This is a genomic window from Haemophilus haemolyticus, assembly GCF_003493605.1.
In the GTDB taxonomy this organism is placed as follows: Bacteria; Pseudomonadota; Gammaproteobacteria; order Enterobacterales; family Pasteurellaceae; genus Haemophilus; species Haemophilus haemolyticus_J.
Window position 1 is genome coordinate 1 of sequence record NZ_QQKA01000008.1, and the last position, 25,136, is coordinate 25,136.

26 protein-coding genes and 1 rRNA gene are annotated in these 25,136 nt (G+C 36.7%); 20 read left to right on the plus strand and 7 right to left on the minus strand.

The annotated features are described in order from the left end of the window. Together DV424_RS06415 and tfoX are read right to left on the minus strand one after the other, a co-directional pair. Positions 1-109 (minus strand): 16S ribosomal RNA (locus DV424_RS06415); the annotation flags it as partial. Between the two features lie 294 nt (positions 110-403). Continuing rightward, on the minus strand, positions 404-1,057 hold the full coding sequence (gene tfoX, locus DV424_RS06420) for a DNA transformation protein TfoX (protein ID WP_118776328.1): 654 nt from the start codon (positions 1,055-1,057) through the stop codon (positions 404-406). A gap of 386 nt (positions 1,058-1,443) precedes the next feature. On the opposite strand from tfoX, the gene recA reads away from it, so the two are divergent. Together recA and recX are read left to right on the plus strand one after the other, a co-directional pair. Then, positions 1,444-2,508, plus strand: coding sequence for a recombinase RecA (recA, locus tag DV424_RS06425; RefSeq protein WP_118859471.1), 1,065 nt, complete (start codon positions 1,444-1,446; stop codon positions 2,506-2,508). A 79-nt stretch (positions 2,509-2,587) separates the two neighbouring features. Next, on the plus strand, positions 2,588-3,046 hold the full coding sequence (gene recX / locus DV424_RS06430) for a recombination regulator RecX (RefSeq protein ID WP_118859472.1): 459 nt from the start codon (positions 2,588-2,590) through the stop codon (positions 3,044-3,046). On the opposite strand, the gene crcB is transcribed toward recX, so the two are convergent. Together crcB and DV424_RS06440 are read right to left on the minus strand one after the other, a co-directional pair. Continuing rightward, positions 3,043-3,429 carry a fluoride efflux transporter CrcB gene (gene crcB / locus DV424_RS06435; RefSeq protein WP_105904809.1) on the minus strand — a complete coding sequence of 129 codons (387 nt, stop codon included), beginning with the start codon at positions 3,427-3,429 and terminating at the stop codon, positions 3,043-3,045. The two genes, recX and crcB, sit on opposite strands and share 4 nt — an antisense overlap. Beyond that, positions 3,429-4,247: a Cof-type HAD-IIB family hydrolase gene (locus DV424_RS06440; protein ID WP_118859473.1), complete on the minus strand. Its 819-nt coding sequence runs from the start codon at positions 4,245-4,247 to the stop codon at positions 3,429-3,431. The genes crcB and DV424_RS06440 overlap by 1 nt, the downstream gene beginning before the upstream one ends. A 413-nt stretch (positions 4,248-4,660) precedes the next feature. Here DV424_RS06440 and DV424_RS06445 point away from each other — a divergent pair, with 413 nt between their 5' ends. The 8 genes from DV424_RS06445 to cpdB all read left to right on the plus strand — a co-directional run bounded on the left by DV424_RS06445 (position 4,661) and on the right by cpdB (position 14,307). Next, positions 4,661-5,665, plus strand: a complete 1,005-nt coding sequence (locus DV424_RS06445) for an ornithine carbamoyltransferase (RefSeq protein WP_118859474.1) — start codon at positions 4,661-4,663, stop codon at positions 5,663-5,665. Positions 5,666-5,674: 9 nt separating this feature from the next. Beyond that, the gene (gene arcC / locus DV424_RS06450) at positions 5,675-6,607 is read left to right on the plus strand and encodes a carbamate kinase (protein ID WP_046953375.1); all 933 of its coding nucleotides are present in this window, start codon (positions 5,675-5,677) and stop codon (positions 6,605-6,607) included. A 105-nt stretch (positions 6,608-6,712) separates the two neighbouring features. Further along, entirely contained in the window at positions 6,713-8,242 is a 1,530-nt protein-coding gene (locus DV424_RS06455; RefSeq protein WP_005658950.1) for a YfcC family protein, read from the plus strand. 89 nt (positions 8,243-8,331) lie between these two features. Next, positions 8,332-8,799, plus strand: coding sequence for an Lrp/AsnC family transcriptional regulator (locus DV424_RS06460; RefSeq protein ID WP_046949263.1), 468 nt, complete (start codon positions 8,332-8,334; stop codon positions 8,797-8,799). Positions 8,800-8,880: 81 nt separating this feature from the next. After that, positions 8,881-9,585: a dipeptidase PepE gene (gene pepE, locus DV424_RS06465; protein ID WP_162790760.1), complete on the plus strand. Its 705-nt coding sequence runs from the start codon at positions 8,881-8,883 to the stop codon at positions 9,583-9,585. Between the two features lie 17 nt (positions 9,586-9,602). Then, positions 9,603-10,898 (plus strand): C4-dicarboxylate transporter DcuC, encoded by a 1,296-nt coding sequence (gene dcuC, locus DV424_RS06470; protein WP_118859475.1) that lies wholly within the window; start codon positions 9,603-9,605, stop codon positions 10,896-10,898. A gap of 71 nt (positions 10,899-10,969) precedes the next feature. Further along, positions 10,970-12,241 (plus strand): M20 family metallo-hydrolase, encoded by a 1,272-nt coding sequence (locus DV424_RS06475; RefSeq protein WP_118859476.1) that lies wholly within the window; start codon positions 10,970-10,972, stop codon positions 12,239-12,241. A 92-nt stretch (positions 12,242-12,333) separates the two neighbouring features. Continuing rightward, positions 12,334-14,307: a 2',3'-cyclic-nucleotide 2'-phosphodiesterase gene (cpdB, locus tag DV424_RS06480; protein ID WP_118859477.1), complete on the plus strand. Its 1,974-nt coding sequence runs from the start codon at positions 12,334-12,336 to the stop codon at positions 14,305-14,307. Between the two features lie 86 nt (positions 14,308-14,393). Here the strand turns inward: cpdB and DV424_RS06485 are convergent, their stop codons facing one another. Together DV424_RS06485 and DV424_RS06490 are read right to left on the minus strand one after the other, a co-directional pair. After that, positions 14,394-14,786 carry a MerR family transcriptional regulator gene (locus DV424_RS06485; protein ID WP_105904805.1) on the minus strand — a complete coding sequence of 131 codons (393 nt, stop codon included), beginning with the start codon at positions 14,784-14,786 and terminating at the stop codon, positions 14,394-14,396. 24 nt (positions 14,787-14,810) lie between these two features. Then, on the minus strand, positions 14,811-15,488 hold the full coding sequence (locus tag DV424_RS06490; protein ID WP_118859478.1) for a cation diffusion facilitator family transporter: 678 nt from the start codon (positions 15,486-15,488) through the stop codon (positions 14,811-14,813). Between the two features lie 509 nt (positions 15,489-15,997). Here DV424_RS06490 and mnmG point away from each other — a divergent pair. Continuing rightward, positions 15,998-17,887: a tRNA uridine-5-carboxymethylaminomethyl(34) synthesis enzyme MnmG gene (gene mnmG, locus DV424_RS06495; RefSeq protein ID WP_118859479.1), complete on the plus strand. Its 1,890-nt coding sequence runs from the start codon at positions 15,998-16,000 to the stop codon at positions 17,885-17,887. Positions 17,888-17,961: 74 nt separating this feature from the next. Here mnmG and DV424_RS06500 read toward each other — a convergent pair whose 3' ends face one another. Continuing rightward, positions 17,962-18,813, minus strand: coding sequence for an SDR family oxidoreductase (locus DV424_RS06500; RefSeq protein ID WP_118859480.1), 852 nt, complete (start codon positions 18,811-18,813; stop codon positions 17,962-17,964). Between the two features lie 167 nt (positions 18,814-18,980). On the opposite strand from DV424_RS06500, the gene DV424_RS06505 reads away from it, so the two are divergent. From DV424_RS06505 to atpG, 9 genes are all read left to right on the plus strand, one after another. Beyond that, positions 18,981-19,340 carry a winged helix-turn-helix transcriptional regulator gene (locus DV424_RS06505; protein ID WP_118859481.1) on the plus strand — a complete coding sequence of 120 codons (360 nt, stop codon included), beginning with the start codon at positions 18,981-18,983 and terminating at the stop codon, positions 19,338-19,340. Between the two features lie 56 nt (positions 19,341-19,396). Continuing rightward, the gene (gene rsmG, locus DV424_RS06510) at positions 19,397-20,008 is read left to right on the plus strand and encodes a 16S rRNA (guanine(527)-N(7))-methyltransferase RsmG (RefSeq protein ID WP_118859482.1); all 612 of its coding nucleotides are present in this window, start codon (positions 19,397-19,399) and stop codon (positions 20,006-20,008) included. A gap of 125 nt (positions 20,009-20,133) precedes the next feature. Next, a complete protein-coding gene (locus DV424_RS06515) occupies positions 20,134-20,508 on the plus strand; it encodes an ATP synthase subunit I (RefSeq protein WP_118859483.1) in 375 nt (124 codons plus the stop codon). A 33-nt stretch (positions 20,509-20,541) separates the two neighbouring features. Beyond that, positions 20,542-21,339 carry a F0F1 ATP synthase subunit A gene (atpB, locus tag DV424_RS06520; RefSeq protein WP_005632216.1) on the plus strand — a complete coding sequence of 266 codons (798 nt, stop codon included), beginning with the start codon at positions 20,542-20,544 and terminating at the stop codon, positions 21,337-21,339. Positions 21,340-21,387: 48 nt separating this feature from the next. After that, positions 21,388-21,642, plus strand: a complete 255-nt coding sequence (gene atpE, locus DV424_RS06525) for a F0F1 ATP synthase subunit C (protein ID WP_005632219.1) — start codon at positions 21,388-21,390, stop codon at positions 21,640-21,642. Positions 21,643-21,680: 38 nt separating this feature from the next. Next, positions 21,681-22,151, plus strand: a complete 471-nt coding sequence (atpF, locus tag DV424_RS06530; RefSeq protein WP_005638363.1) for a F0F1 ATP synthase subunit B — start codon at positions 21,681-21,683, stop codon at positions 22,149-22,151. 12 nt (positions 22,152-22,163) lie between these two features. Continuing rightward, complete coding sequence (atpH, locus tag DV424_RS06535) at positions 22,164-22,697, plus strand: F0F1 ATP synthase subunit delta (RefSeq protein WP_005649413.1); 534 nt, start codon at positions 22,164-22,166, stop codon at positions 22,695-22,697. A 12-nt stretch (positions 22,698-22,709) separates the two neighbouring features. Continuing rightward, entirely contained in the window at positions 22,710-24,251 is a 1,542-nt protein-coding gene (atpA, locus tag DV424_RS06540) for a F0F1 ATP synthase subunit alpha (protein ID WP_114908422.1), read from the plus strand. A gap of 15 nt (positions 24,252-24,266) precedes the next feature. Beyond that, positions 24,267-25,136, plus strand: a complete 870-nt coding sequence (atpG, locus tag DV424_RS06545) for a F0F1 ATP synthase subunit gamma (RefSeq protein ID WP_118859484.1) — start codon at positions 24,267-24,269, stop codon at positions 25,134-25,136.

The window sequence follows — 25,136 nt, forward strand, 5'->3', positions numbered from 1 at the left end:
TCCGCCACTCGTCAGCAAGAAAGCAAGCTTTCTCCTGCTACCGTTCGACTTGCATGTGTTAAGCCTGCCGCCAGCGTTCAATCTGAGCCATGATCAAACTCTTCAATTCAAGTTCAATCGCTCAATAAACTGCTTAGCTATAAATAAAAACACTACTTAAAAAAGTAATGATGAATTTTCAGTTAAGCACCTATTAAGACTTCAAAATTAAAAATATTTTAAAACAAGTCAATCAACAAGTGCCCACACAGATTGTCTGATACATTGTTAAAGAGCAAAAAACAACGACGCACTTGTAAATTTAAATACTTCACAACAGTGCGTCGTTGTGTGCGGTGCATTATAGGGATTTTCAAATCCCTTGCAAGTACTTTTTGCAAAAAATTATTTGAATGAACAAATTTTATTCGTCATCTAATTTTCTATAGCCTTTCAAGCCATTCTTTCTCAATATTTCGTTTAATTTCTTTAATAAACGCTCTTTTTCCGATTGACTTAAAAATTGACTATTTTTATTTTGCAAAGCACATACTAACTTCCAATAAAAATCTAAAGTTGCTCCGCTGCCGCTTTTCTTTAATTCCACCAATGCATTTTCTGCACCAATTTCTCTTAGCATTGCAACATCAGTAATGCCAACTTTTATTAGCGCTCTTTCATGCTTGATAGTTAAATTGGGTAAATCCTTTAATCTATTTAGCTTTCTTAAAGTACGATCTAACTTCTGATTGCGAATTTGCTGAATAGAAAGAATAATCAACTTTCTACACAACATATTATTACGCATCACCTGATCTGAAAGTGCATAATATTGAGAAAGTACAAATCGCTTATTCAACTCATTTGTTGTAAACGGTTCACAGCCTAATTTACTTAATTGAATTGCAAGTTCATCCTCACCACGTAGATAAAGTTTTTTATTCTGCCAAATGGCAAACATTGTCTCTTCCTTGTGAAACAAACCGTAACCTGTAAAAAGATTTTTAAAGGTAACATTTCCTACTAACTGATCTAATATAGAGCAAACATTATCTATATGCTCGTCTTTTATATTCATATAAATCTCCTATGAATAACAATTTTAAAGATGGTCAGTAGAAGTACTTCTGATTTGGTTTATACCATGAAGTTTTTAATCTGACTAAGAATAAATTTCAGATTTGTGAAGCTGATCGTAAATTTGAAATTTATTTTTATGTAAACAATTGGTTTATATATAAATATACTATATTTAAAAATTTTCTTACCATTATGCTTTATATATAATTTAACCTAAAAAGTCAATTAACAAGCTTTTATCATAACCTCCTCATTTTAAGGTTTAGATCTGCTTTTTTTGGAATACATATCCCATATTTTTCCAAATATGAATATTTTTCTTGACCTGTACATCAATACAGATATAATCACAAAAAACTTGAACATTCAAACAGGAATTCACTTATGGCGACTAAAGAAGAAAAACAAAAAGCACTAGCTGCAGCATTAGGACAAATCGAAAAACAATTTGGTAAAGGCTCAATTATGAAATTAGGCGATACCAAAACGTTGGATGTAGAATCTATTTCTACCGGATCACTTGGCTTAGATGTTGCACTAGGAATTGGTGGTTTACCAATGGGACGAATTGTAGAAATTTTCGGGCCTGAATCATCTGGTAAAACCACATTAACTCTTTCCGTCATTGCTCAAGCGCAAAAAGCGGGAAAAACCTGTGCATTTATTGATGCAGAACACGCCCTTGATCCTATTTATGCAGCAAAACTTGGGGTAGATGTAAAAGAACTTTTTGTTTCTCAACCAGATAATGGTGAACAAGCACTTGAAATCTGCGATGCATTAGTTCGCTCTGGCGCAATTGATGTAATCATTGTGGACTCCGTCGCCGCACTGACACCAAAAGCTGAAATTGAAGGGGATATGGGTGATTCCCATATGGGGCTACAAGCTCGTTTAATGTCACAAGCTTTACGTAAACTTACTGGCCAAATTAAAAATGCAAACTGTTTAGTTGTATTTATTAACCAAATCCGAATGAAAATAGGTGTGATGTTTGGTAACCCTGAAACCACCACTGGCGGTAATGCATTAAAATTCTATTCTTCTGTTCGCTTAGATATTCGTCGCACAGGTTCTGTAAAAGATGGCGAAAATATTATTGGAAATGAAACCCGCGTAAAAGTAGTAAAAAACAAACTAGCGGCACCATTCCGTCAAGTAGATTTCCAAATTCTTTATGGCGAAGGTATCTCAAAAGCAGGGGAATTATTAGAACTTGGTGTAAAACACAAGCTTGTAGAGAAATCAGGTGCATGGTATGCCTATAATGGAGAAAAAATTGGCCAAGGTAAAACTAACTCAATGAAATGGCTCAATGAAAATCCAGAAAAAGCTGATGAATTAGAAGCACGTTTACGCGCAGAATTAGTGGCTAATCCAGAACAAGCTTTAATGGCTGACATTGAACAATCTGAAAATAGTTCAGAATCAGAAATTGATTTTGAATAAATCAAATCATCAACGCCAAAAGTGCGGTCATTTTTAACCGCACTTTATATCAACTCAATAAAAATAAAGGAATCATTCCTTGTCATCTCTTACTTTTAATTACATAGTTAATCTTCTTTCTCGCAGAGAATATAGTGAATTCGAGCTCCGCAATAAAATGCAGGAAAAGAACTTTTCGGAAGAAGAAATTGATGATGCATTATCTTTATGCCAGGCAAAAAATTGGCAAAGTGATCGTCGTTTTTCAGAAAATTATATAAATTCACGCGCACAAAAAGGTTATGGTGTAGGAAGAATTCGACAAGAATTACTCCAATTAAAAGGTGTGTCTTCTGATATTATTGATGAAGTTTTAATGGAATCAGAAATTGATTGGTATGAAATAGCTGAGAACTTGTTACGTAAAAAATTCCCAAATTACAACGAACAGCAAACGCCTAGAATGAAACAAAAAATTTGGCAATATATGCTATCACATGGATTTCGTAGCGATGAATTTGCTGATTTAATTGGGCAAAACCAAAATGAATGGGATTAATGTAAAAGTTGAGAACAAATTTTATATATCCAAATGCCCAACACAGTCATAGCTAAACATCCGAATAAATGCATCATCAATACACAAAATCCATTTAACCACTTGTCATTAAAAAATAATTCCACAACTTCGGAAGAAAAAGAAGAAAATGTGGTTAGCGATCCTAAAAAACCGGTAATTAAAAATAACCGCCATTCAGCACTAATTTGTGGGAATTGCCAAAAAAGCCCAAGCAATACACCAATAATTAAACAACCAAGCAAATTAGCGATTAAAGTTCCAAAAGCAAATGAGGAAAATAAAGGATTAAATAACAATCCTATAGTCCAACGCAATGACGCTCCTAATATTGCACCACAACTTATGAATAATAATGCCTGCATTAATAATCTAATCCAAATTGGGTTCGCAAATAACGAGCGACAGATTCTTCTTTATTTGAGCCAATAACTTCTAACTCTGGACAAGCTTTTTTTAAACGAGCATCTGCATCTTGCATGATACAGCCTTTACCAGACCAAGAAAGCATTTCTACATCATTCATTCCATCACCAAAAGCAATACAGTCCTTTAACTCATATTCTCGCGATTCGAGTAAATGTTTTAATGCATCCCCTTTTGAAACATTCTTATTCATTACTTCCAAACAAGCTAATGCAGAATAAACAATTGTGGTTACGTCACCAAACTTATCTCGTAAATAAGTTTCTACTTCAACTAAATCCTCAGGAGTTTTACCAATAAAAAAGACTTTTTCTGTCCCACGTCCATGATGTTTAGAGAAATCGACAACGTTATAATCAAATCCAGATTCTTTGTGGAACTGACGCATTGCAGGAATATCTTTATTAGTAAACCAACCTTCATCTTGATAGCTATTCATGCATACTTTGGAAGTATCAAATGGCGTTTTGTAAAGCTCGAGAACTAATTCTTCAGGCAAGCTGTTGCTATAAAGCAAATTACCCTGTAAATCCCGTACACGAGCACCATTTGATGTAATCATAATCGCACGTTCCGCACCAATTTTTCCAAGAATGGATAACACATCGGTATGGTTACGCCCCGTTGCCAAAATTATATCCACGCCATTTTGCTCTAATGCTCTCAGCGTATCAATGGTAAGATCACCGACTAAATGTTCAGGAGTTAAAAGTGTGCCATCTAAATCAGACACCATTGCTTGAAAAGGTAAATTCATAAAAACCTCAAAAAATAAACTATGTTTATCATATCACTAAATATACAAATGGTACTTGTTGAAGATCAATGTATTAAAACTGTAATAAAAATAACCGCACTTTTATTAAGCATCAATAGACACATCACTCTTTGTCTAATAATAAGCTAAAACATATTTTCGTTTAAATTCATCTACTGTTAGAAATCAAACAAATACCAATAAAGAGTTAGGTTATTTTTATTGAAATGAATATAAATTCTAATAAAGCTAAAAACCTCGCAATAAAATTCGATATCTTTACATTAACAGCTGAAATTTGATAACAAATTTCATTTTACCTCTCTTATAATGCAACTGTTCGAACAACAAGCAGTATCTCGAATGATGTATGTTTATTCCCTAATAGATAGTCAAAACACAAGGAGATTATTATGGCTTTCAATATGAAAAACAGACATTTACTCAGTCTTGTTCATCACACAGAACGTGAAATTAAATATCTCTTAGATCTCTCTCGAGATTTGAAACGAGCCAAATATGCAGGCACAGAGCAACAAAAATTAAAAGGCAAAAATATCGCGCTCATCTTTGAAAAAACCTCCACTCGCACACGCTGTGCATTCGAAGTCGCCGCTCATGACCAAGGCGCACAAGTCACCTACATCGACCCTAACTCCTCCCAAATTGGCCACAAAGAAAGTATGAAAGATACCGCTCGCGTATTAGGCAGAATGTATGATGGCATTGAATATCGTGGCTTTAAACAAAGTATCGTTCAAGAACTTGCTGATTATGCTGGTGTTCCAGTATTCAATGGTTTAACCGATGAATTCCACCCAACACAAATGCTTGCCGACGTACTTACCATGATTGAATATTGTGACAAACCATTAAGCGAAATTAGCTATGTATATATTGGGGATGCTCGCAATAACATGGGTAATTCACTTTTATTAATTGGTGCAAAATTAGGTATGGATGTGCGGATTTGTGGACCTAAAGCATTATTACCAGAAGCAAGTCTTGTGGAAATGTGCGAAAAATTTGCTAAAGAAAGTGGTGCTCGTATTACTGTAACTGAAGATATCGACAAAGCTGTTAAAGGTGTAGATTTTGTCCATACTGATGTGTGGGTTTCAATGGGTGAACCATTAGAAACCTGGGGCGAACGCATTAAATTATTACTTCCTTATCAAGTCACACCTGAATTAATGAAACGCACTGGTAATCCAAAAGTGAAATTTATGCACTGCTTGCCAGCTTTCCATAACAGCGAAACCAAAGTTGGTCGTCAAATTGCTGAAAAATATCCAGAATTAGCGAATGGTATTGAAGTGACTGAAGATGTATTTGAATCGCCAATGAACATTGCTTTTGAACAAGCAGAAAACCGTATGCACACAATTAAAGCGGTAATGGTAGCAAGTTTGGCATAAGGAGGCTGTATGAGAATAGTTATTGCATTAGGCGGTAATGCGTTATTAAGACGCGGAGAACCGCTGACAGCCGAAAATCAACGACAAAATGTTCGCATTGCTTGTGAACAAATTGCTAAAGTTTGGCCAAACAATGAATTAGTTATTGCGCACGGTAATGGCCCACAAGTGGGTTTGCTCGCTTTACAAGGTGCAGCTTATACTGATGTGCCAACCTATCCTTTAGATGTATTAGGTGCAGAGTCAGTAGGAATGATTGGTTATATGATTCAACAAGAACTCGGTAATTTAGTTCCATTTGAAGTGCCATTTGCAACCTTATTATCTCAAGTAGAAGTTGATATCAACGACCCAGCTTTTAAAAATCCAACTAAACCAATTGGCCCTGTTTATACGAAAGAAGAAGCTGAACGTTTGGCAAAAGAAAAAAATTGGTCTATCGCACAAGATGGCGATAAATATCGTCGAGTTGTGCCAAGCCCATTGCCAAAACGTATTTTTGAAATTCGTCCAGTCAAATGGTTGCTTGAAAAAGGCAGTATCGTAATTTGTGCGGGTGGCGGTGGTATCCCGACCTATTATGATGAAAACCATAATTTACAAGGTGTTGAAGCCGTTATCGACAAAGATTTATGTTCTGCTTTACTTGCAGAAAATCTTGATGCGGACTTATTCATCATCGCAACTGATGTTTCCGCAACCTTTGTAGATTGGGGAAAACCAACTCAAAAAGCAATTTCAGTTGCATCACCTGAAGCAATTTCAGAACTTGGTTTTGCAGCAGGTTCTATGGGGCCAAAAGTACAAGCGGCAATCAACTTTGCGAAACAAACAGGAAAAGATGCGGTCATCGGCTCTTTATCCGATATTGTGGACATTGTAAAAGGTAAAGCTGGTACACGTATTACGAAAAAAGCTGAAGGCATTTCTTACTATGCTTAAATAATAAAGGAACTTTGAGAAGCTATTCTCAAGGTAAAAAGTGCGGTTGGTTTAACCAATGTTTTTATCAACCGCGCTTTAAACGTTAAACATAAGGAGCTCGCTATGGATGCGTCCAAAAAGAAAAAAACGTTTAATTTCCCATCAGCGTTTACAATTTTATTTGCAATATTAATTCTCGCTGTTGGATTGACCTGGGTTATTCCATCCGGTTCATATTCAAAATTAACATATAACTCCACTGATAATGTTTTTGTAGTCAAAGCTTATGGCGTTGACGATAAGACTTATCCCGCCACAACAGACACTCTTGATAATCTCAATATCAAAATTAAACTCTCCAATTTCACCGAAGGCGTGATCAAAAAACCAATCGCTATTCCTGGTACTTATCAACGTGTAGAACAACACCATAAAGGCATTGAAGATATCACCAAAAGTATGGTTGAAGGTACAATTGAAGCCGTTGATGTTATGGTCTTTATCTTTGTATTAGGTGGTATGATTGGTGTCATTAACCGCACTGGTTCTTTTAATGCCGGTTTAATGGCTCTAGCGAAGAAAACCAAAGGCAATGAGTTTTTTATTGTATTCAGCGTATCCGTCTTAATGGTGTTAGGCGGCACGACCTGTGGTATTGAAGAAGAAGCAGTGGCATTCTATCCGATTCTGGTGCCAGTATTCTTGGCCCTGGGATATGATGCGATAGTCTGCGTAGGGGCAATATTCCTTGCTTCATCTATGGGAACTGCATTCTCTACAATTAACCCATTCTCCGTTGTTATCGCATCAAATGCAGCTGGTATTCAATTTACTGAAGGTATTGGTTTCCGTGCTCTAGGTTTAGTTTTAGGGGCAACTTGTGTAATCGCATATCTTTATTGGTACTGTAAAAAAATCAAAGCTGACCCAAGTTTTTCTTTCACTTACGACGATCGCGAAGAATTTCGCCAACGTTATATGAAGAACTTTGATCCAAATGCAACTATCGCATTCTCAGCTCGTCGCAAATTAATCTTAACGCTTTTCTGTATTGCATTCCCTATTATGATTTGGGGTGTAATGGTGGGCGGATGGTGGTTCCCTCAAATGGCTGCATCTTTCCTTGCCATTACTATCATCATTATGTTTATCAGTGGCTTGTCTGAAAAAGATATTGTGGAATCCTTCACAGAAGGTGCATCAGAATTAGTAGGTGTGTCCTTAATCATTGGTCTTGCTCGTGGCGTAAACTTAGTGCTCGAACAAGGTATGATTTCTGACACCATCCTTGATTATATGTCTAATGTAGTTAGTGGTATGCCAGGTAGCGTATTCATCTTAGGTCAATTAGTCGTATTTATTTTCCTAGGATTAATCGTGCCGTCTTCTTCAGGCTTAGCCGTGCTTTCAATGCCAATAATGGCTCCACTTGCTGACTCAGTGGGTATTCCACGCGATATCGTGGTTTCCGCTTACAACTGGGGACAATATGCAATGCTATTCTTAGCTCCAACAGGATTAGTGTTGGTGACACTCCAAATGTTGCATATTCCATTTGATAGATGGGTTAAATTCGTCATGCCAATGATTGGATGCTTATTACTAATCGGATCTATTTTACTGGTAGTACAAGTATCCTTATATAGCGTTTAATTAGTCAAATTGCCGCCTAGATCACAGTTTTTCTAGGCGGTTTATTTTATACTAGGTTATCTTTTTTGTTAGCATAAAAAGGATTTACTATGCTTAAAAAACGCTTTGATAATATTGATACCCGTATTCTTAAAGCATTGCAACGCAATGGTCGATTACAAAATAATGAACTTGCCAACGAAATAGGGCTTTCAAATTCAGCTTGCTTACGCCGAGTAAATCAACTGGAAGAAAGCGGCGTAATTGATAGTTATGTTGCCTTATTGAATCCCAAGAAAGTAAATTGTAATCTCATCGTTTATGCATTAGGCTCTTTCTTTGAAGAAGATCCTGAATTAAAAGAGCGGTTTATTTTTGAGGTAAAATTAATCCCACAGATCATCGAATGTCATTTTATGGCAGGAACTTTCGATTTTCTTCTGAAACTTTGTGTATCAGATTTAGAAGAATTTAACCACATTAAAACCACTTATCTCAATTCTAGGCTTGGCATTAAAACATTAAAATCAGAAGTAACACTAAAAACGGTTAAATCAACAACTGAGTTACCTTTATAAAAATCCAGCTTTTATGCTGGATTTTGTTTTTAGCTTCGGCATAATAGCAATAATGTTTCATCCCTAAAAAGGATTATAAATATGAAAAACATGTTACTGCTCAGTAGCTCAAAATACAAGAACACAGGTTATCTTGAACACACCATACCTTGGTTACAAAATTTCCTGACTGATTATCGTGGTAAAACAATTGCTTTTGTGCCTTATGCTGGGGTACGCCGCACTTTTGATGAATATGAAAAAACTGTGCAAAATGCACTTTCTGATTTAGGGATGAATATTGTTTCCGTTCATCATGGTAAACAGCATCGAGATATCATTGAACAAGCAGATGTCATCGCTATTGGCGGCGGGAATACATTTTGTTTGTTAAAACAACTTTATGAACACAATTTGATTGATATCATTCGTGAAAAAGTAAATAACGGTACGCCTTATTTTGGTTGGAGTGCTGGAGCCAATGTAGCTGGCGCATCTATTATGACAACTAATGATATGCCGATTACTTATCCTCCTTCATTTCAAGCATTACAACTTTTTCCTCATCAAATTAATCCGCACTTTATTTCAGGTAAAATGCAAGGCCACAATGGTGAAAGCCGAGAAGAACGTTTGGCAGAATTTTTACTCGTTAATCCAACTGCATTTGTATATGCCTTACCTGAAGGTTCAGCACTTCATATACAAAATGAAATGGCAACCGTATTGGGTGAAAATCCTATTTTGTGCTTCAGTGAAAATATGGAATGTGGCACATTTGATATCAATACAACTTTTTCTTATTAACTTAAAGGGAACATATAATGGAATTATTTAAATCCATCGTTGCAGTGATTGGCATTATTGCCACAATTTATTTTCTGATTAAAAAAGCCGAAACCCGAACTGTTTTGATTGGTGTAGGCTTAATTATGTCCATTCTGACGCTTAATCCAATGGGCGCATTAGATGCTTTTGCCAAAAGCATGACATCTGGCGGATTAATTATGGCTATCTGTTCTAGTATGGGTTTTGCTTATGTAATGAAATACACTCAATGTGATACTCATCTAGTGCATTTACTTACCAAACCATTAAGCGGATTAAAATTCTTCTTAATTCCGATTGCAACCGTCATCACCTTTTTCATCAATATTGCTATTCCTTCTGCTGCTGGTTGTGCAGCTGCGGTTGGCGCAACATTGATTCCTGTTTTAAAAAGTGCGGGTGTTCGACCAGCTACTGCTGGGGCAGCTATTTTAGCAGGTACTTTTGGATCAATGATGAGCCCGGGTTCTTCTCACTCAGCAATGATTAGTGAAATGTCAGGCTTAACTATCACTCAAGTAAACCTTTCACATGCGCCATATAGCATGATTGCGGGAGCAATAGGTGCGGTTGTTTTAACAATTCTTGCGCTTGTTTTTAAAGATTATGGTGAACAACATCGCCAAGCTTATCTTGCAGAACAAAAAGAAAGTGAAATTAAAATTGTTGAAGGCGTCAATGTACTTTATGCCCTTGCACCATTAATACCATTAGTTATTTTAGTAATTGGTGGAACATCATTACAACAAGTGCCAGGTCTTGAATGGACTAAAATGGGCGTTCCTCAAGCGATGCTGATTGGTGCAATTTACGGCATTATCGTCACTCGTATTTCCCCAGTAAAAATCACTGAAGAATTTTTCAATGGTATGGGAAATTCTTATGCAAACGTACTTGGTATCATCATTGCAGCCAGCGTATTTGTAGCAGGATTAAAATCTACGGGCGCAGTTGATGCTGCAATTTCTTTCTTAAAAGAATCTAACGAATTTGTACGTTGGGGTGCAACAATTGGACCATTCTTAATGGGGTTAATTACAGGTTCTGGCGATGCAGCAGCGATTGCCTTTAACAGTGCCGTCACACCACATGCTGTAGAACTCGGCTACATTCATGTAAATCTTGGTATGGCAGCAGCCATTGCTGGTGCAATCGGTCGTACAGCTTCACCAATTGCAGGTGTAACCATTGTTTGTGCAGGTCTTGCGATGGTAAGCCCAGTAGAAATGGTAAAACGTACCGCACCAGGCATGATACTTGCTGTTTTATTCTTAGCATTATTTATGTTGTAGAAATAGTAAAAAATTGACCGCACTTTATTTAAGTGCGGTCTGTTTTTATAGACTTTTAAAGGAGAAAAAAAATGAACTTAGATTTAAATCAACTTGTTAAATGGCGTCGTGAATTTCATCGTTTTCCAGAAATTGGTTGGAGTGAATTTTGGACAACTTCTCGCATTGCGGATTACTTAGAAGACTTAGGTTGTTTTGAAATTTTTCTTGGTAAACAAATTATAAACCCTGACTTTGTTCGTGGACGAAAACAAGCCGTAGTAGATAAAGGCTTAGCTAATGCAAAAGCCTATGGAGCCAATGAAAAATGGCTCGAAAAAATGGAAGGGTATACTGGTTGTGTGGCATTATTTGATTCAGGTAAACCAGGAAAAACCATCGCGTTACGTTTTGATATCGACTGTGTGAATGTAACTGAAACTCGCTCATCCGAACATATTCCAAATAAAGAAGGTTTTGCCTCAATTAACGATGGATTTATGCATGCTTGTGGACATGATTCACACATTACAATAGGTTTAGGCGTTGCATTATGGATCGCTCAGAACAAAGATAAACTCACTGGAAAAGTAAAAATTGTATTCCAACCAGCAGAAGAAGGTGTTCGTGGTGCAGCAGCCATTGCACAAAGTGGCATAATTGATGATGCAGATTATTTTGCTTCTTCACACATTAGTTTTTGCGCGAATACAGGCACAGTTATTGCTAATCCAAGAAATTTTCTTTCCACTACAAAAATTGATATTCGCTATAAAGGTAAACCTGCGCACGCAGGTGCTGCGCCCCATTTAGGTCGTAATGCTTTATTAGCTGCAGCGCATACAGTCACTCAACTTCATGGTATTGCACGCCATGGTGAAGGCATGACAAGAATTAATGTGGGGGTGCTAAAAGCGGGTGAAGGACGAAATGTCATTCCATCCTCTGCTGAATTACAATTAGAAGTGAGGGGAGAAAATAAAGCAATTAATGAATACATGACTGAACAAGTCATGCAAATAGCCAAAGGTATCTCCATAAGTTTTGATGTAGCGTATGAAACTGAAATTGTAGGTGAAGCAGTGGATATGAATAATGATGTTGAACTTATAAAACTCATCGAAGAAATATCTCTTGAACAACCACAAATAAATAACGTAAATTCAGATTATGCTTTCAATGCAAGTGAAGATGCGACTATCTTAGGTAGACGTGTACAAGAACACGGAGGCAAAGCAATTTACTTCATTCTTGGCGCAGATCGCACAGCAGGTCATCATGAAACTGAATTTGATTTCGATGAAAATCAATTGCTTACTGGGGTTAATATTTATACTTCTTTAGTACAAAGATTATTAGCTTAATTAAATAAAAATATTTTTACTCCTTTCTTTTAAGAATCCTCTATTTTTCTTAGAATAAAGGCAATATTTACCCACCTTATAAGGAAAACTCAATGATTAATAGACGTCATTTTATTCAAATCGGTGCAAGCAGTATTCTTGCATTAAGTGCAAGCCGTTTTGCGACAGCAAAAGGTAAACATGATGTAGATTTACGTATTGTTGCTACTACTGACGTTCACAGCTTTTTAACAGACTTTGATTATTACAAAGACGCCCCAACCGAGAAATTCGGATTTACTCGTGCAGCAAGCCTTATTCGTCAAGCACGTGCTGAAGTAAAAAATAGCGTATTGGTTGATAACGGGGATTTAATTCAAGGTAACCCTATTGCAGACTATCAAGCTGCACAAGGCTATAAAGAGGGTAAATCTAACCCTGCGGTCGATTGTTTAAATGCGATGAATTATGAAGTGGGTACATTAGGTAACCATGAATTTAACTATGGTCTCAATTATCTTGCAGATGCCATCAAACAAGCTAAATTCCCGATTGTGAATGCGAACGTAGTAAAAGCAGGAACAGAAGAACCTTATTTCACACCTTATGTCATTCAAGAAAAATCTGTGGTGGATAATAGTGGCAAAACACATAAATTAAGAATCGGTTATATTGGTTTTGTACCGCCACAAATTATAGTTTGGGATAAAGCGAACCTTCAAGGCAAAGTGGAAACCCGTGATATTGTAAAAACAGCACAAAAATATGTCCCTGAAATGAAGAAAAAAGGGGCTGATATTATCGTTGCATTAGCTCACACTGGCCCGTCTGATGAACCATACAAAGAAGGTGCTGAAAACTCGGCATTCTATTTAGCGGATGTTCCACATATTGATGCGGTTATTTTTGGTCACTCACACCGTTTATTCCCAAATAAAGAATTTGCGAAATCACCAAATGCAGATATCGTAAATGGTACAGTAAAAGGTGTACCAGAAAGTATGGCTGGTTACTGGGCAAATAATATCAGCGTGGTAGATTTAGGATTAACAGAACACAAAGGCAAATGGATTGTTACCTCTGGAAAAGCGGTTCTTCGTCCAATTTATGATGTAGAAACCAAAAAAGCACTTGCAAAAAATGACCCAGAAATCACCGCTCTTTTAGCACCAGTTCACGAAGCAACACGTAAGTTTGTGTCTCAACCTATCGGCAAAGCTACAGACAATATGTATAGTTACCTTGCATTAGTGCAAGATGATCCAACCATTCAAATTGTAAACCAAGCACAAAAAGCATACGTTGAAAAAGTGGCATCCAGTGTGGCAGAAATGGCTGGTTTGCCTATTTTAAGTGCAGGTGCTCCATTTAAAGCGGGTGGTCGTAAAAATGACCCAACGGGATATACCGAAGTGAACAAAGGTGAATTAACTTTCCGTAATGCGGCAGACTTATACCTTTATCCAAATACGCTAGTGGTTGTTAAAGCGACAGGCGAACAATTAAAAGAATGGTTAGAATGTAGTGCTGGTATGTTTAAACAAATTGACCCTACAAGTGATAAACCACAATCATTAATCGACTGGGAAGGTTTCCGCACTTATAACTTTGATGTGATTGATGGTGTCAATTATGAATACGATCTAACCAAACCTGCTCGTTACGATGGTGAATGTAAATTAATTAACCCAGAATCGCATCGTGTAGTAAATCTCACTTATCAAGGCAAACCAGTTGATCCAAAAGCAGAATTCTTGATCGCAACGAATAACTATCGTGCTTACGGTAATAAATTCCCAGGTACTGGTGATAAACATATTGTTTACGCTTCGCCTGATGAAAGCCGTCAAATTTTGGCTGATTATATTAAAGCAACCAGTGAGAAAGAGGGTTCAGTCAATCCAAATGCGGATAAAAACTGGCGTTTTGTGCCTATCACAGGTAACGATAAATTAGATGTCCGTTTTGAAACCTCGCCAAGCGAACAAGCGGCGAAATTTATCGCTGAAAAAGCACAATATCCGATGAAACAGGTGGGTACTGACGAAATCGGTTTTGCAGTGTATCAAATTGATTTGTCTAAATAATAGCTAGAAAAATAAAATGCCGTCTAAATATTAAAATTTAAGCGGCATTTTTTCTTCCTAAAGAGCGGTCAAATTTCTGAGTATTTTTACAAATTGCATTCGCTTTTCAATCCTTCTATTGCTTTACATTCCTCTTCATTATGTTCACTTTCGGTAACAATAGACTGTAAAAAATCTTTGATTTCTAATAATTGAGATATTTTATTTTCCACTTGAATCAGTTGATTAAGTACTAATTGATCTGCTTGATAATGATCTTTCATACTAAATTTAATACGATTGAGTACCTTAATATTCTCTAAAGAGAAACCCAACGTTCGACATTTTTTGATGAATTTTAATTGTTCTACACTTTCTTCATCATAATATCGATAACCATTAGACAATCGCTTAGATGGCTGCAATACTCCTTGCTTTTCATAGTAGCGGATAGTTTCAATATTAGTATGCGTAGATTTACTTAATTCACTAATTTTCATTATTTCCTCAAGCAATTTTTTACTTTAATGAGAATGATCATCTAATAAGAAATGTGTATTACTATCATACAATGATTTAACAGCTTGAAAAACTGTAGAAATACCGCTGTATAAGACAAAAAGACTTAAAATACCACTAGCGACTACATCAACCCACTGCCAATTTAACCACCAAGCACTTATTCCTGCAATAATAGCAACAACCGAACCAAATAAATCTACTAAAACATGCAAATATGCTGCACTAATATTCAAATTATGGCGATTACTTTTTAGCATTATAAAAGCTACCAACAAATTAATCCCAAACCCTAGTAAAGCTACACCTAACATTGGCAAAGCAGCTATTTCTATCGGAGCCTGCCAACGTGTTACAGCCTCGATAAAAATCCAAATAGCGACCCAAACTAATGAAATTCCATTGATTAAAGCCAACCATTTTTGCCATTTTAGACTTAAAAATAACCCAATCCATGCTAAAAAAATAGATAAACTATCATTTGCCATATGCCCAGCATCAGCCATCAAAGTAAGACTGTTAAACCAATATCCCCCTAGAAATTCAACAACCATATAAAAGGTAATAATTGCAAAACTAATGCCTAATACCATTTTATTTTTAGATATTTGACTATGAGGGCAAGATGCATGCTGCTGATATTCTTTAGGGGGATTATTTTGTACTGTAGAAATTTTTTTCATTTTGCTTCCTTTACTATTTGATTTACTTTACAAGAAGCATAAAATCTGTAGTAACTACAATGTCAAGTCATAAAACGTACATTTAATAAAATTAATTGTTTAAAAAAACTAAATTATAGGGATTTCAATAAAAATTCATTTTTATCTGTGGATAACTCATAAATAATCTGTCATAAAACTGTTTTTACTCACTTGGTAACTTTGAGAAAAAATAAAGTTGTTAATAACTTTCCATTTTACACACAAGATTTTTAAAGAAAATGATCGCATTTTCACAAGATCTTTGGATCCTATAACACCAGTTTCCATAAGGATCGAATAAGGTTACTCACAACCAAAAAAGATCTTAATAGTAACAATAATAAGATCTTTCTATATAAAAAGAGATCTTATTTACTAATACAAATCTGATCTTTCAAAGGATCAATAGATCCATTCTTTTTTTGTCAGGTGTTTTAAATTTCTGTAGAATAACGCCAATTTTTTAATCCGAATAAATAGAGATAGATATGTTTTACACTGAAACTTATGATGTGATTGTGATCGGTGGTGGTCATGCGGGTACAGAAGCTGCGCTTGCACCAGCTCGAATGGGATTAAAAACCCTTTTATTAACGCATAATGTAGATACTTTAGGGCAAATGTCTTGTAACCCTGCAATTGGTGGGATCGGTAAAGGTCATTTAGTAAAAGAAGTAGATGCAATGGGCGGATTAATGGCCCATGCTGCAGATAAAGCAGGGATCCAATTTCGTACTTTAAATAGCAGTAAAGGCCCAGCAGTGCGTGCTACTCGAGCTCAAGCTGACAGAGTTCTATATCGTCAAGCTGTTCGTACAGCATTAGAAAATCAACCCAATTTAGATATTTTCCAACAAGAGGCGACAGATATTCTAATTGAGCAAGATCGAGTTACAGGCGTTAGCACAAAAATGGGATTAACTTTTCGTGCTAAATCAGTGGTATTAACTGCAGGTACTTTCTTAGCTGGTAAAATTCATATTGGTTTGGAAAATTATGAAGGTGGTCGAGCTGGAGATCCTGCTTCTGTAAATCTTTCACATCGGTTAAGAGATCTAGGATTACGTGTAGATCGCCTTAAAACAGGTACACCGCCGCGTATTGATGCACGCACGATCAATTTCGATATATTGGCTAAACAACATGGTGATGCCGTATTACCGGTATTCTCTTTTATGGGATCAGTAGATGATCACCCTCAACAAATTCCTTGTTATATAACTCATACCAATGAACAAACCCATGAAGTGATCCGTAATAACTTGGATCGCAGTCCAATGTATACCGGTGTGATTGAAGGGATAGGCCCACGTTATTGCCCATCCATTGAAGATAAAGTGATGCGTTTTGCAGATCGTAATTCACATCAAATTTATTTGGAACCAGAAGGCTTAACCAGTAATGAAGTCTATCCAAACGGGATCTCTACCAGTTTGCCATTTGACGTACAAATGGGCATTGTGAATTCTATGAAAGGTTTGGAAAAAGCTCGCATCATTAAACCAGGTTATGCCATTGAATATGATTATTTTGATCCACGCGATTTAAAACCAACATTAGAAACTAAAGCTATTTCTGGTTTATTTTTTGCGGGTCAAATTAACGGTACAACAGGTTATGAAGAGGCGGCGGCACAAGGCTTATTGGCGGGGATTAACGCAGGTCTTTACGTACAAGAGAAAGAGGCATGGTATCCACGTCGCGATCAATCTTATACAGGCGTATTGGTGGATGACCTTTGCACGCTTGGTACCAAAGAACCGTATCGTGTATTCACTTCTCGTGCAGAATACCGTTTGTTATTACGTGAAGATAATGCAGATATTCGTTTAACGCCAATTGCCCATGAATTAGGTTTGATTGATGAGGCTCGTTGGGCGCGCTTTAATCAAAAAATGGAAAATATTGAACAGGAACGCCAACGCTTACGCAGTATTTGGTTGCATCCGCGTTCTGAATATTTAGAAGAAGCGAATAAAGTGCTTGGTAGTCCACTTGTGCGTGAGGCCAGCGGTGAAGATTTATTACGCCGTCCAGAAATGACCTACGATATTTTGACTTCTTTAACGCCATATCAACCGGCAATGGAAGATAGAGAAGCTGTAGAACAAGTGGAAATTGCCATTAAGTATCAAGGCTATATTGAGCATCAACAAGAAGAAATTGAAAAACAAAAACGCCATGAAAATACGGCAATTCCGACTAACTTTGATTACAGCAAAGTGTCTGGTTTATCTAATGAAGTACGTGCGAAGTTGGAACAGCATCGTCCAGTTTCCATTGGTCAAGCAAGCCGAATTTCAGGTATAACGCCTGCTGCTATTTCAATTATTCTGGTGAATTTGAAAAAACAAGGTATGCTGAAGCGTGGGGAATAATGTTTTCTTAATTTAAATGTAAAAGTGCGGTGAATTTTCACCGCATTTTTTATAGACTAATTTAAAAAATATAATTAATGGTCAAGAGCCTTTTTTACTGCTACATCCAATCCTGCTGTTGGGCGACCAAGCAATTTCTCAAGGGTTTTGTCTTCTGATAATAATGCACCGTTTGATGCATCTACATCCCATTGTGCAATTAAGCCTGCAAAACCTTCATCTAATCCTGCTTGCACAAGTGCTGCGGCATAATCTGCTGCAGGAATATCCACGTAAGTAATATCTTTACCTGTTTGTTTGCTGATTTCTGCTGCAAGATCAGCTAATGCCCAGCTGCTTGATCCAGCAAGCTCGTAAGTTTGGTTTTTATGACCTTCACCTAGTGCCACATTTACTGCAGCTTCAGCAAGTTCTGCACGAAGTGCGGATGAAATTTTGCCGTTTTTTGCTGAACCATAGAAAGCATTGTTTGCTAATGCAGCTAGAACTGATTCAGTGTAGTTTTCGGTGTACCAACCATTGCGTAAAATGGTGTAAGTAATGCCCGAAGCTTTTAATGCGGCTTCAGTTTCAACATGCTCACCGGCAAGAGATTTCACTGTGTTGTCGTTGGTGGCACCGAGTAAGCTGGTGTAGATAATATGTTTCACGCCTGCTTTTTTCGCTGATTCAATCACGTTGTTGTGTTGTACTGCTCGCTGACCGACTTCATTACTTGAAACAAGAATTAAAGTATCTACGCCTTGTAATGCTTCTACTTGACCTTCTGTTTTTGAATAATCAAATTTGCGAGTTTCTACACCTGAAATTTTTGCAGGATTACGTACAAGCGCGATGACGTTTGCGTGTTTTGCTTTTAATAAGTCTAATGCGATTGCGCCAAATTGACCTGTTGCACCAGTAATTGCGATAGTTTTAGTTATCATGGTATTTTCCTTCTTGTTAAGTTGAAATGATATTTGAACATTTGATTGTTCGCTTGATGTGGCGTATTATATTTTAATACTTACTTTTGAGAAGTACTTACATAAACGTAAGTTTTGGGATTTTTTTTAAAATAAATTTTAACCTGTTGATTTTTAAGGAATTAAAAATGGAAAAAAATTTAAATCGTGGGAATATTCTGGCTTCAGCTTGCCCTTCTCGCCAAATTTTGCAGCATTTAACCAGTCGTTGGGGCGCATTGGTATTAGTAAGTTTACATTCAGGCACCAAGCGTTTTAGTGAACTTCGTCGTGCGATTGATGGTGTGAGTGAGCGTATGTTGACTAAAACCTTGCAGGAATTGGAGGCTGATGGCATGTTAATTCGTAAATCCTATAATACCGTGCCACCGCAAGTGGATTACACATTAACAGAATTTGGGACAGAAGCATCTAATAAGATGTTTGAGTTGGTGGATTGGTTGGAAACAAATTTGACAGGAATTTTGGCTGCAACAAAAAAACATTAAGGAAATCTACCGCACTTTTAAGTAAAATAGCGCAATTTTCCAAAGAGACAATAAATATGAAAGCCAAATTAGTCAGTTTACTTGCGCAAGCAAATATAAAAATAAGTGATCAACAAATTCAGCAGCTTATTGATCTGGTCAATTTACTCAATAAATGGAATAAAGCTTATAACTTAACCTCTGTACGTGATCCGCAAGAAATGTTAGTCAAACATATTTTAGATAGTCTTGTAGTAAGTCCTTATTTACAGGGTGATCGTTTTATTGATGTCGGTACTGGCCCTGGATTGCCTGGTTTACCTTTGGCAATTATTAATCCTTCCAAACAATTTGTCCTCTTAGATAGCTTAGGCAAGCGCATTAGTTTTATTCGAAATACTATACGTGAGCTTGGACTAACTAATGTAATCCCTGTTTTAAGTCGAGTAGAAGAATACCAACCTGAAGATAAATTTGATGGTGTATTAAGTCGTGCTTTTGCTTCGTTAAAAGATATGACAGATTGGTGTCATCATTTACCAAAAGAAAATGGATATTTTTATGCATTAAAAGGTATTTATCAGGAAGATGAAATTAATGAATTGAATGAAAAATATACTATTCAAGAAGTGATTGAATTACATGTTCCAGAACTTATAGGTGAACGACATTTAATCGTTTTGCGTTAAATAGTTACAATTTTGTAAAAAAATTTCTAAAAGTGTGATTTATATAACACTTTTTATGTGTTTTTAAGTTGAATCTAAAGCCAGCAAAGGTATAATCAGCGGGCTAAAATTATTTTGTAAAAGTGATGTCGCGCATTTTATCTCACGCTAAAAAAAACTACAGAAAAGCTATTGTTATTGAGAGTCTTTTGCTTGTAGTTTTTTATTTGCTTATTTATGGATGGCAACGCCAAAGTGCGGTAGATTTTAGCTATGGTTTTTTTAGTGCCTTTTTGCCTTTTTGTACATTTATATTTATCATTTTTTACAGAAAACAAAATTTTTCAACAAAACTGACCGCACTTTATCGTGCTGAAGCAATAAAGTTTATTTTAACGATGGTTTTTATCATTATTGCCATCAAATGGTTATTCGTTATCAATTTTATTGCGTTTTTTGTTGGTTTTTTATTGGCATTAGTGCTGAATAATATTATTCCACTTATTCTCAATAAAATTTAACTTTGGGTTATTCTTCAGAACAAAGGATCGATTATGTCTGGACAAACTTCAATTGAATATATCCAACACCATTTAACTTATCTTACAGCAGGTGAAGGTTTTTGGACGTTTAATCTTGATACGTTTTTCTTCTCTGTGTTGTGCGGTTTCCTTTTCTTAGCTATTTTTCGTAAAGTGGCTAAAAAAGCAACAGCAGGTGTGCCGAGTAAACTACAATGTGCTGTTGAAATGGCTGTAGAATGGATTGATGGTGTGGTAAAAGAAAATTATCACGGTAAACGAGATGTGATAGCGCCATTGGCTTTAACCATTTTCGTATGGGTGATGATTATGAATACTATTGATTTGGTACCTGTGGATTATATTCCTCAGTTGTTTGCTATTATTACAGGTGATCATCATATTCCTGTACGAGCTGTGCCGACTACGGATATGAATATGACATTTGCAATGTCGATTTCAGTATTTGTATTGATCCTTTTTTATACGATTAAATCTAAGGGTATTAAAGGTCTTGCAAAAGAATACACTTTACACCCGTTCAATCATTGGGCATTTATCCCTGTTAATCTTCTTCTTGAATCCGTGACGTTGATCTCAAAGCCTGTTTCATTAGCACTTCGTTTATTCGGAAATATGTATGCTGGTGAGCTGATCTTTATTTTGATTGCCGTGATGTATTCAGCCAATGCGTTTGTGGCTGCACTGGGTGTGCCATTGCAGTTGGTGTGGGCGATTTTCCATATTTTGGTTATCGCATTACAAGCCTTCGTCTTTATGATGCTTACTGTGGTTTACCTGAGTATTGCATATAATAAAGCGGAACATTAATTTTTATTTTTTATTTAACAACTCAACTCTCAACAACGGAGAAAATTTATGGAAACTGTAATTAGTGCAACAATCATTGCTTCTGCGATTATGCTTGCTTTTGCTGCGTTAGGTACTGCAATTGGCTTTGGTCTTCTTGGCGGTAAATATCTTGAGTCTGCCGCTCGTCAGCCTGAATTAGCTAATTCACTACTTACTAAGATGTTTATTGTTGCAGGTCTTCTTGATGCGATTGCGATGATCGCGGTAGGTATCGGTTTATATTTCGCATTCGCAAATCCATTTGCTGCATTATTAGGTTAATAAACAACAAATTTCCTAATTAACGAAGGAGGTATGTTGTGAATATTAATGCAACATTAATTGGTCAAACCATCGCCTTTATTATTTTTGTATGGTTTTGTGTGAAATTTGTTTGGCCACCAATTATTAATGCGATTGAAACACGTCAAAGCCAAATTGCGAACGCTTTAGCGTCAGCTGAAGCAGCTAAAAAAGAGCAAGCAGATACGAAAAATCTTGTTGAACAAGAACTTTCAGCTGCAAAAGTACAAGCTCAAGACATTTTAGATGCTGCGAATAAACGTCGCAATGAAGTATTAGACGAAGTGAAGGCAGAAGCCGAAGAACTAAAAGCAAAAATTATTGCTCAAGGTTATGCAGAAGTAGAAGCAGAACGTAAACGTGTTCAAGAAGAATTACGTCTTAAAGTGGCTTCATTGGCAGTGGCTGGTGCTGAGAAAATTGTGGGTCGTTCTATTGACGAAGCGGCAAACAATGACATTATTGATAAATTAGTTGCAGAGTTATAAGAGGCTTAGCTTATGTCAGAATTAACTACAATAGCTCGCCCTTATGCAAAAGCTGCATTTGACTTTGCCATTGAACAAAGTGCGGTCGAAAAATGGACTGAAATGTTAGGTTTTGCTGCAGCCGTAGCTGAAGATGAAACGGTAAAAGCTTACTTAAGTAGTTCTCTTTCTGCACAGAAATTAGCTGATACAGTAATTTCTATTTGTGGCGAACAATTGGATCAATATGGGCAAAATCTTATTCGGTTAATGGCTGAAAATAAGCGTTTGAGTGCTATTCCTGCGGTGTTTGAAGAATTTAAACATCACGTAGAGGAACACCAAGCTATTGCAGAAGTTGAAGTAACGTCTGCGCAACCATTGAATGCAACACAAATCGAAAAAATTGCAGCTGCAATGGAAAAAAGATTAGCTCGCAAAGTGAAATTAAATTGCAACGTGGATAACGCACTTATTGCTGGTGTGATTATTCGTACTGAAGACTTTGTGATTGACGGAAGTAGCCGTGGGCAACTTACTCGTCTCGCAAACGAGTTGCAATTATAAGAGGAATACAAGATGCAACTAAATTCAACTGAAATTAGTGAATTGATTAAAAAACGCATCGCTCAATTCGACGTGGTCAGTGAAGCGCGTAATACAGGGACAATTGTTTCTGTAAGCGATGGTATTATTCGCATCCACGGTTTAAGCGATGTGATGCAAGGTGAAATGATCGCCTTACCAGGTAATCGTTATGCGATGGCACTTAACCTTGAACGCGATTCTGTTGGTGCTGTAGTTATGGGACCTTACGCAGATTTAGCGGAAGGTATGGAAGTTCAATGTACAGGTCGTATTCTTGAAGTACCAGTTGGTCGTGGTTTATTAGGTCGTGTAGTTAATACGCTTGGTCAACCAATCGATGGTAAAGGCGAAATTGAAAATGATGGTTTCTCACCAGTAGAAGTTATTGCTCCAGGTGTTATCGATCGTCGTTCTGTTGATCAACCTGTTCAAACCGGTTATAAAGCCGTTGACTCAATGGTGCCAATCGGCCGTGGTCAACGTGAATTAATCATCGGTGACCGTCAAACTGGTAAAACTGCGTTAGCAATCGACGCTATTATTAACCAACGTAATTCAGGTATTAAATGTATCTATGTTGCGATTGGTCAAAAAGCCTCTACTATCGCAAACGTCGTGCGTAAATTAGAAGAACATGGTGCGCTTTCAAATACTATCGTGGTAGCTGCATCAGCATCTGAATCAGCAGCGTTACAATATTTAGCACCTTATGCTGGTTGTGCGATGGGTGAATATTTCCGTGATCGCGGTGAAGATGCGTTAATTGTTTATGATGATTTATCAAAACAAGCCGTAGCTTATCGTCAAATTTCATTATTATTACGCCGTCCACCAGGTCGTGAAGCCTATCCAGGTGATGTATTCTATTTACATTCTCGTTTACTAGAACGTGCTTCTCGTGTAAACGAAGATTACGTAGAAAAATTTACTAAAGGTGAAGTGAAAGGAAAAACTGGTTCTTTAACCGCACTTCCTATTATTGAAACCCAAGCTGGTGACGTTTCTGCGTTTGTTCCAACCAACGTAATTTCTATTACTGATGGTCAGATCTTCTTAGAATCTAACTTGTTTAACTCAGGTATTCGTCCTGCGGTAAACCCAGGTATTTCGGTATCTCGTGTTGGTGGTTCAGCGCAAACTAAAGTTATCAAGAAATTAGCGGGTGGTATTCGTACCGCGCTAGCTCAATATCGTGAATTAGCAGCGTTTGCACAGTTTGCATCAGATCTTGATGATGCGACTCGTAAGCAACTTTCTCACGGTGAAAAAGTAACTGAATTATTAAAACAAAAACAATTTGCTCCATTATCTGTTGCAGAACAAGCGGTTGTATTGTTTGCTGTTGAATTTGGTTATTTGGATGACGTGGAATTATCAAAAATTGCAAGTTTTGAGACCGCACTTTTAGATTATTCTAACCGTAATCACGCTGAGTTTATGCAAGAGCTTACTAAAACCGGTAACTATAATGACGAAATCAAAGATACATTAAAAGGTATTTTAGATAGTTTTAAAGCGAATAGTGCTTGGTAGTAACGGAGAGATAAGATGGCAGGTGCAAAAGAGATAAAAACCAAAATTGCCAGTGTACAAAGTACACAAAAAATTACTAAGGCAATGGAAATGGTGGCGACCTCGAAAATGCGTAAAACGCAGGATCGTATGGCTGCATCTCGTCCGTATTCTGAAACTATCCGTAACGTTATTAGTCATGTGTCTAAAGCAAGTGTCGGTTATAAACATCCGTTCTTAGTTGAGCGTGAAGTGAAGAAAATCGGTATCTTGGTTATTTCAACAGATCGTGGTATGTGTGGTGGTTTAAATATTAATTTATTCAAAACCACACTTAACCAAATCAAAAATTGGAAAGAACAAAATATTTCTACAGATTTGGGTTTAATAGGTTCAAAAGGGATTAGTTTTTTCCGTTCCTTTGGATTTAATATCAAAGGTCAACTTTCTGGTTTAGGCGATACGCCCGCTCTAGAAGAATTAATTGGTGTTGCAAATACAATGTTTGATGCTTATCGTAATGGTGAAATTGATGCAGTTTATATTGCATACAATAAATTTGTTAATACGATGTCGCAAAAACCTGTTGTACAACAATTAGTTCCTTTACCAGAATCTAAAAACGATCATTTAAATGAAAGACAACAGACTTGGGATTATCTTTATGAGCCAGAACCAAAAGTACTATTGGATAGCCTTTTAGTTCGTTATTTAGAATCCCAAATTTATCAAGCGGTTGTAGATAATTTAGCTTCAGAACAAGCGGCTCGAATGGTAGCAATGAAAGCAGCAACTGATAATGCAGGTAATTTAATTAATGATCTGCGGTTGGTGTATAACAAAGCTCGTCAAGCAAGTATCACAAATGAATTGAATGAAATCGTAGCCGGTGCGGCAGCGATTTAA

Coding starts and splice junctions, on each gene's coding strand:
- tfoX (WP_118776328.1), bottom strand. CDS start 1,057: ATGAATATAAAAGACGAGCATATAGATAATGTTTGCTCTATATTAGAT.
- recA (WP_118859471.1), top strand. CDS start 1,444: ATGGCGACTAAAGAAGAAAAACAAAAAGCACTAGCTGCAGCATTAGGA.
- crcB (WP_105904809.1), bottom strand. CDS start 3,429: ATGCAGGCATTATTATTCATAAGTTGTGGTGCAATATTAGGAGCGTCA.
- DV424_RS06440 (WP_118859473.1), bottom strand. CDS start 4,247: ATGAATTTACCTTTTCAAGCAATGGTGTCTGATTTAGATGGCACACTT.
- DV424_RS06445 (WP_118859474.1), top strand. CDS start 4,661: ATGGCTTTCAATATGAAAAACAGACATTTACTCAGTCTTGTTCATCAC.
- arcC (WP_046953375.1), top strand. CDS start 5,675: ATGAGAATAGTTATTGCATTAGGCGGTAATGCGTTATTAAGACGCGGA.
- DV424_RS06455 (WP_005658950.1), top strand. CDS start 6,713: ATGGATGCGTCCAAAAAGAAAAAAACGTTTAATTTCCCATCAGCGTTT.
- DV424_RS06460 (WP_046949263.1), top strand. CDS start 8,332: ATGCTTAAAAAACGCTTTGATAATATTGATACCCGTATTCTTAAAGCA.
- pepE (WP_162790760.1), top strand. CDS start 8,881: ATGAAAAACATGTTACTGCTCAGTAGCTCAAAATACAAGAACACAGGT.
- dcuC (WP_118859475.1), top strand. CDS start 9,603: ATGGAATTATTTAAATCCATCGTTGCAGTGATTGGCATTATTGCCACA.
- DV424_RS06475 (WP_118859476.1), top strand. CDS start 10,970: ATGAACTTAGATTTAAATCAACTTGTTAAATGGCGTCGTGAATTTCAT.
- cpdB (WP_118859477.1), top strand. CDS start 12,334: ATGATTAATAGACGTCATTTTATTCAAATCGGTGCAAGCAGTATTCTT.
- DV424_RS06485 (WP_105904805.1), bottom strand. CDS start 14,786: ATGAAAATTAGTGAATTAAGTAAATCTACGCATACTAATATTGAAACT.
- DV424_RS06490 (WP_118859478.1), bottom strand. CDS start 15,488: ATGAAAAAAATTTCTACAGTACAAAATAATCCCCCTAAAGAATATCAG.
- mnmG (WP_118859479.1), top strand. CDS start 15,998: ATGTTTTACACTGAAACTTATGATGTGATTGTGATCGGTGGTGGTCAT.
- DV424_RS06500 (WP_118859480.1), bottom strand. CDS start 18,813: ATGATAACTAAAACTATCGCAATTACTGGTGCAACAGGTCAATTTGGC.
- DV424_RS06505 (WP_118859481.1), top strand. CDS start 18,981: ATGGAAAAAAATTTAAATCGTGGGAATATTCTGGCTTCAGCTTGCCCT.
- rsmG (WP_118859482.1), top strand. CDS start 19,397: ATGAAAGCCAAATTAGTCAGTTTACTTGCGCAAGCAAATATAAAAATA.
- DV424_RS06515 (WP_118859483.1), top strand. CDS start 20,134: ATGTCGCGCATTTTATCTCACGCTAAAAAAAACTACAGAAAAGCTATT.
- atpB (WP_005632216.1), top strand. CDS start 20,542: ATGTCTGGACAAACTTCAATTGAATATATCCAACACCATTTAACTTAT.
- atpE (WP_005632219.1), top strand. CDS start 21,388: ATGGAAACTGTAATTAGTGCAACAATCATTGCTTCTGCGATTATGCTT.
- atpH (WP_005649413.1), top strand. CDS start 22,164: ATGTCAGAATTAACTACAATAGCTCGCCCTTATGCAAAAGCTGCATTT.
- atpA (WP_114908422.1), top strand. CDS start 22,710: ATGCAACTAAATTCAACTGAAATTAGTGAATTGATTAAAAAACGCATC.
- atpG (WP_118859484.1), top strand. CDS start 24,267: ATGGCAGGTGCAAAAGAGATAAAAACCAAAATTGCCAGTGTACAAAGT.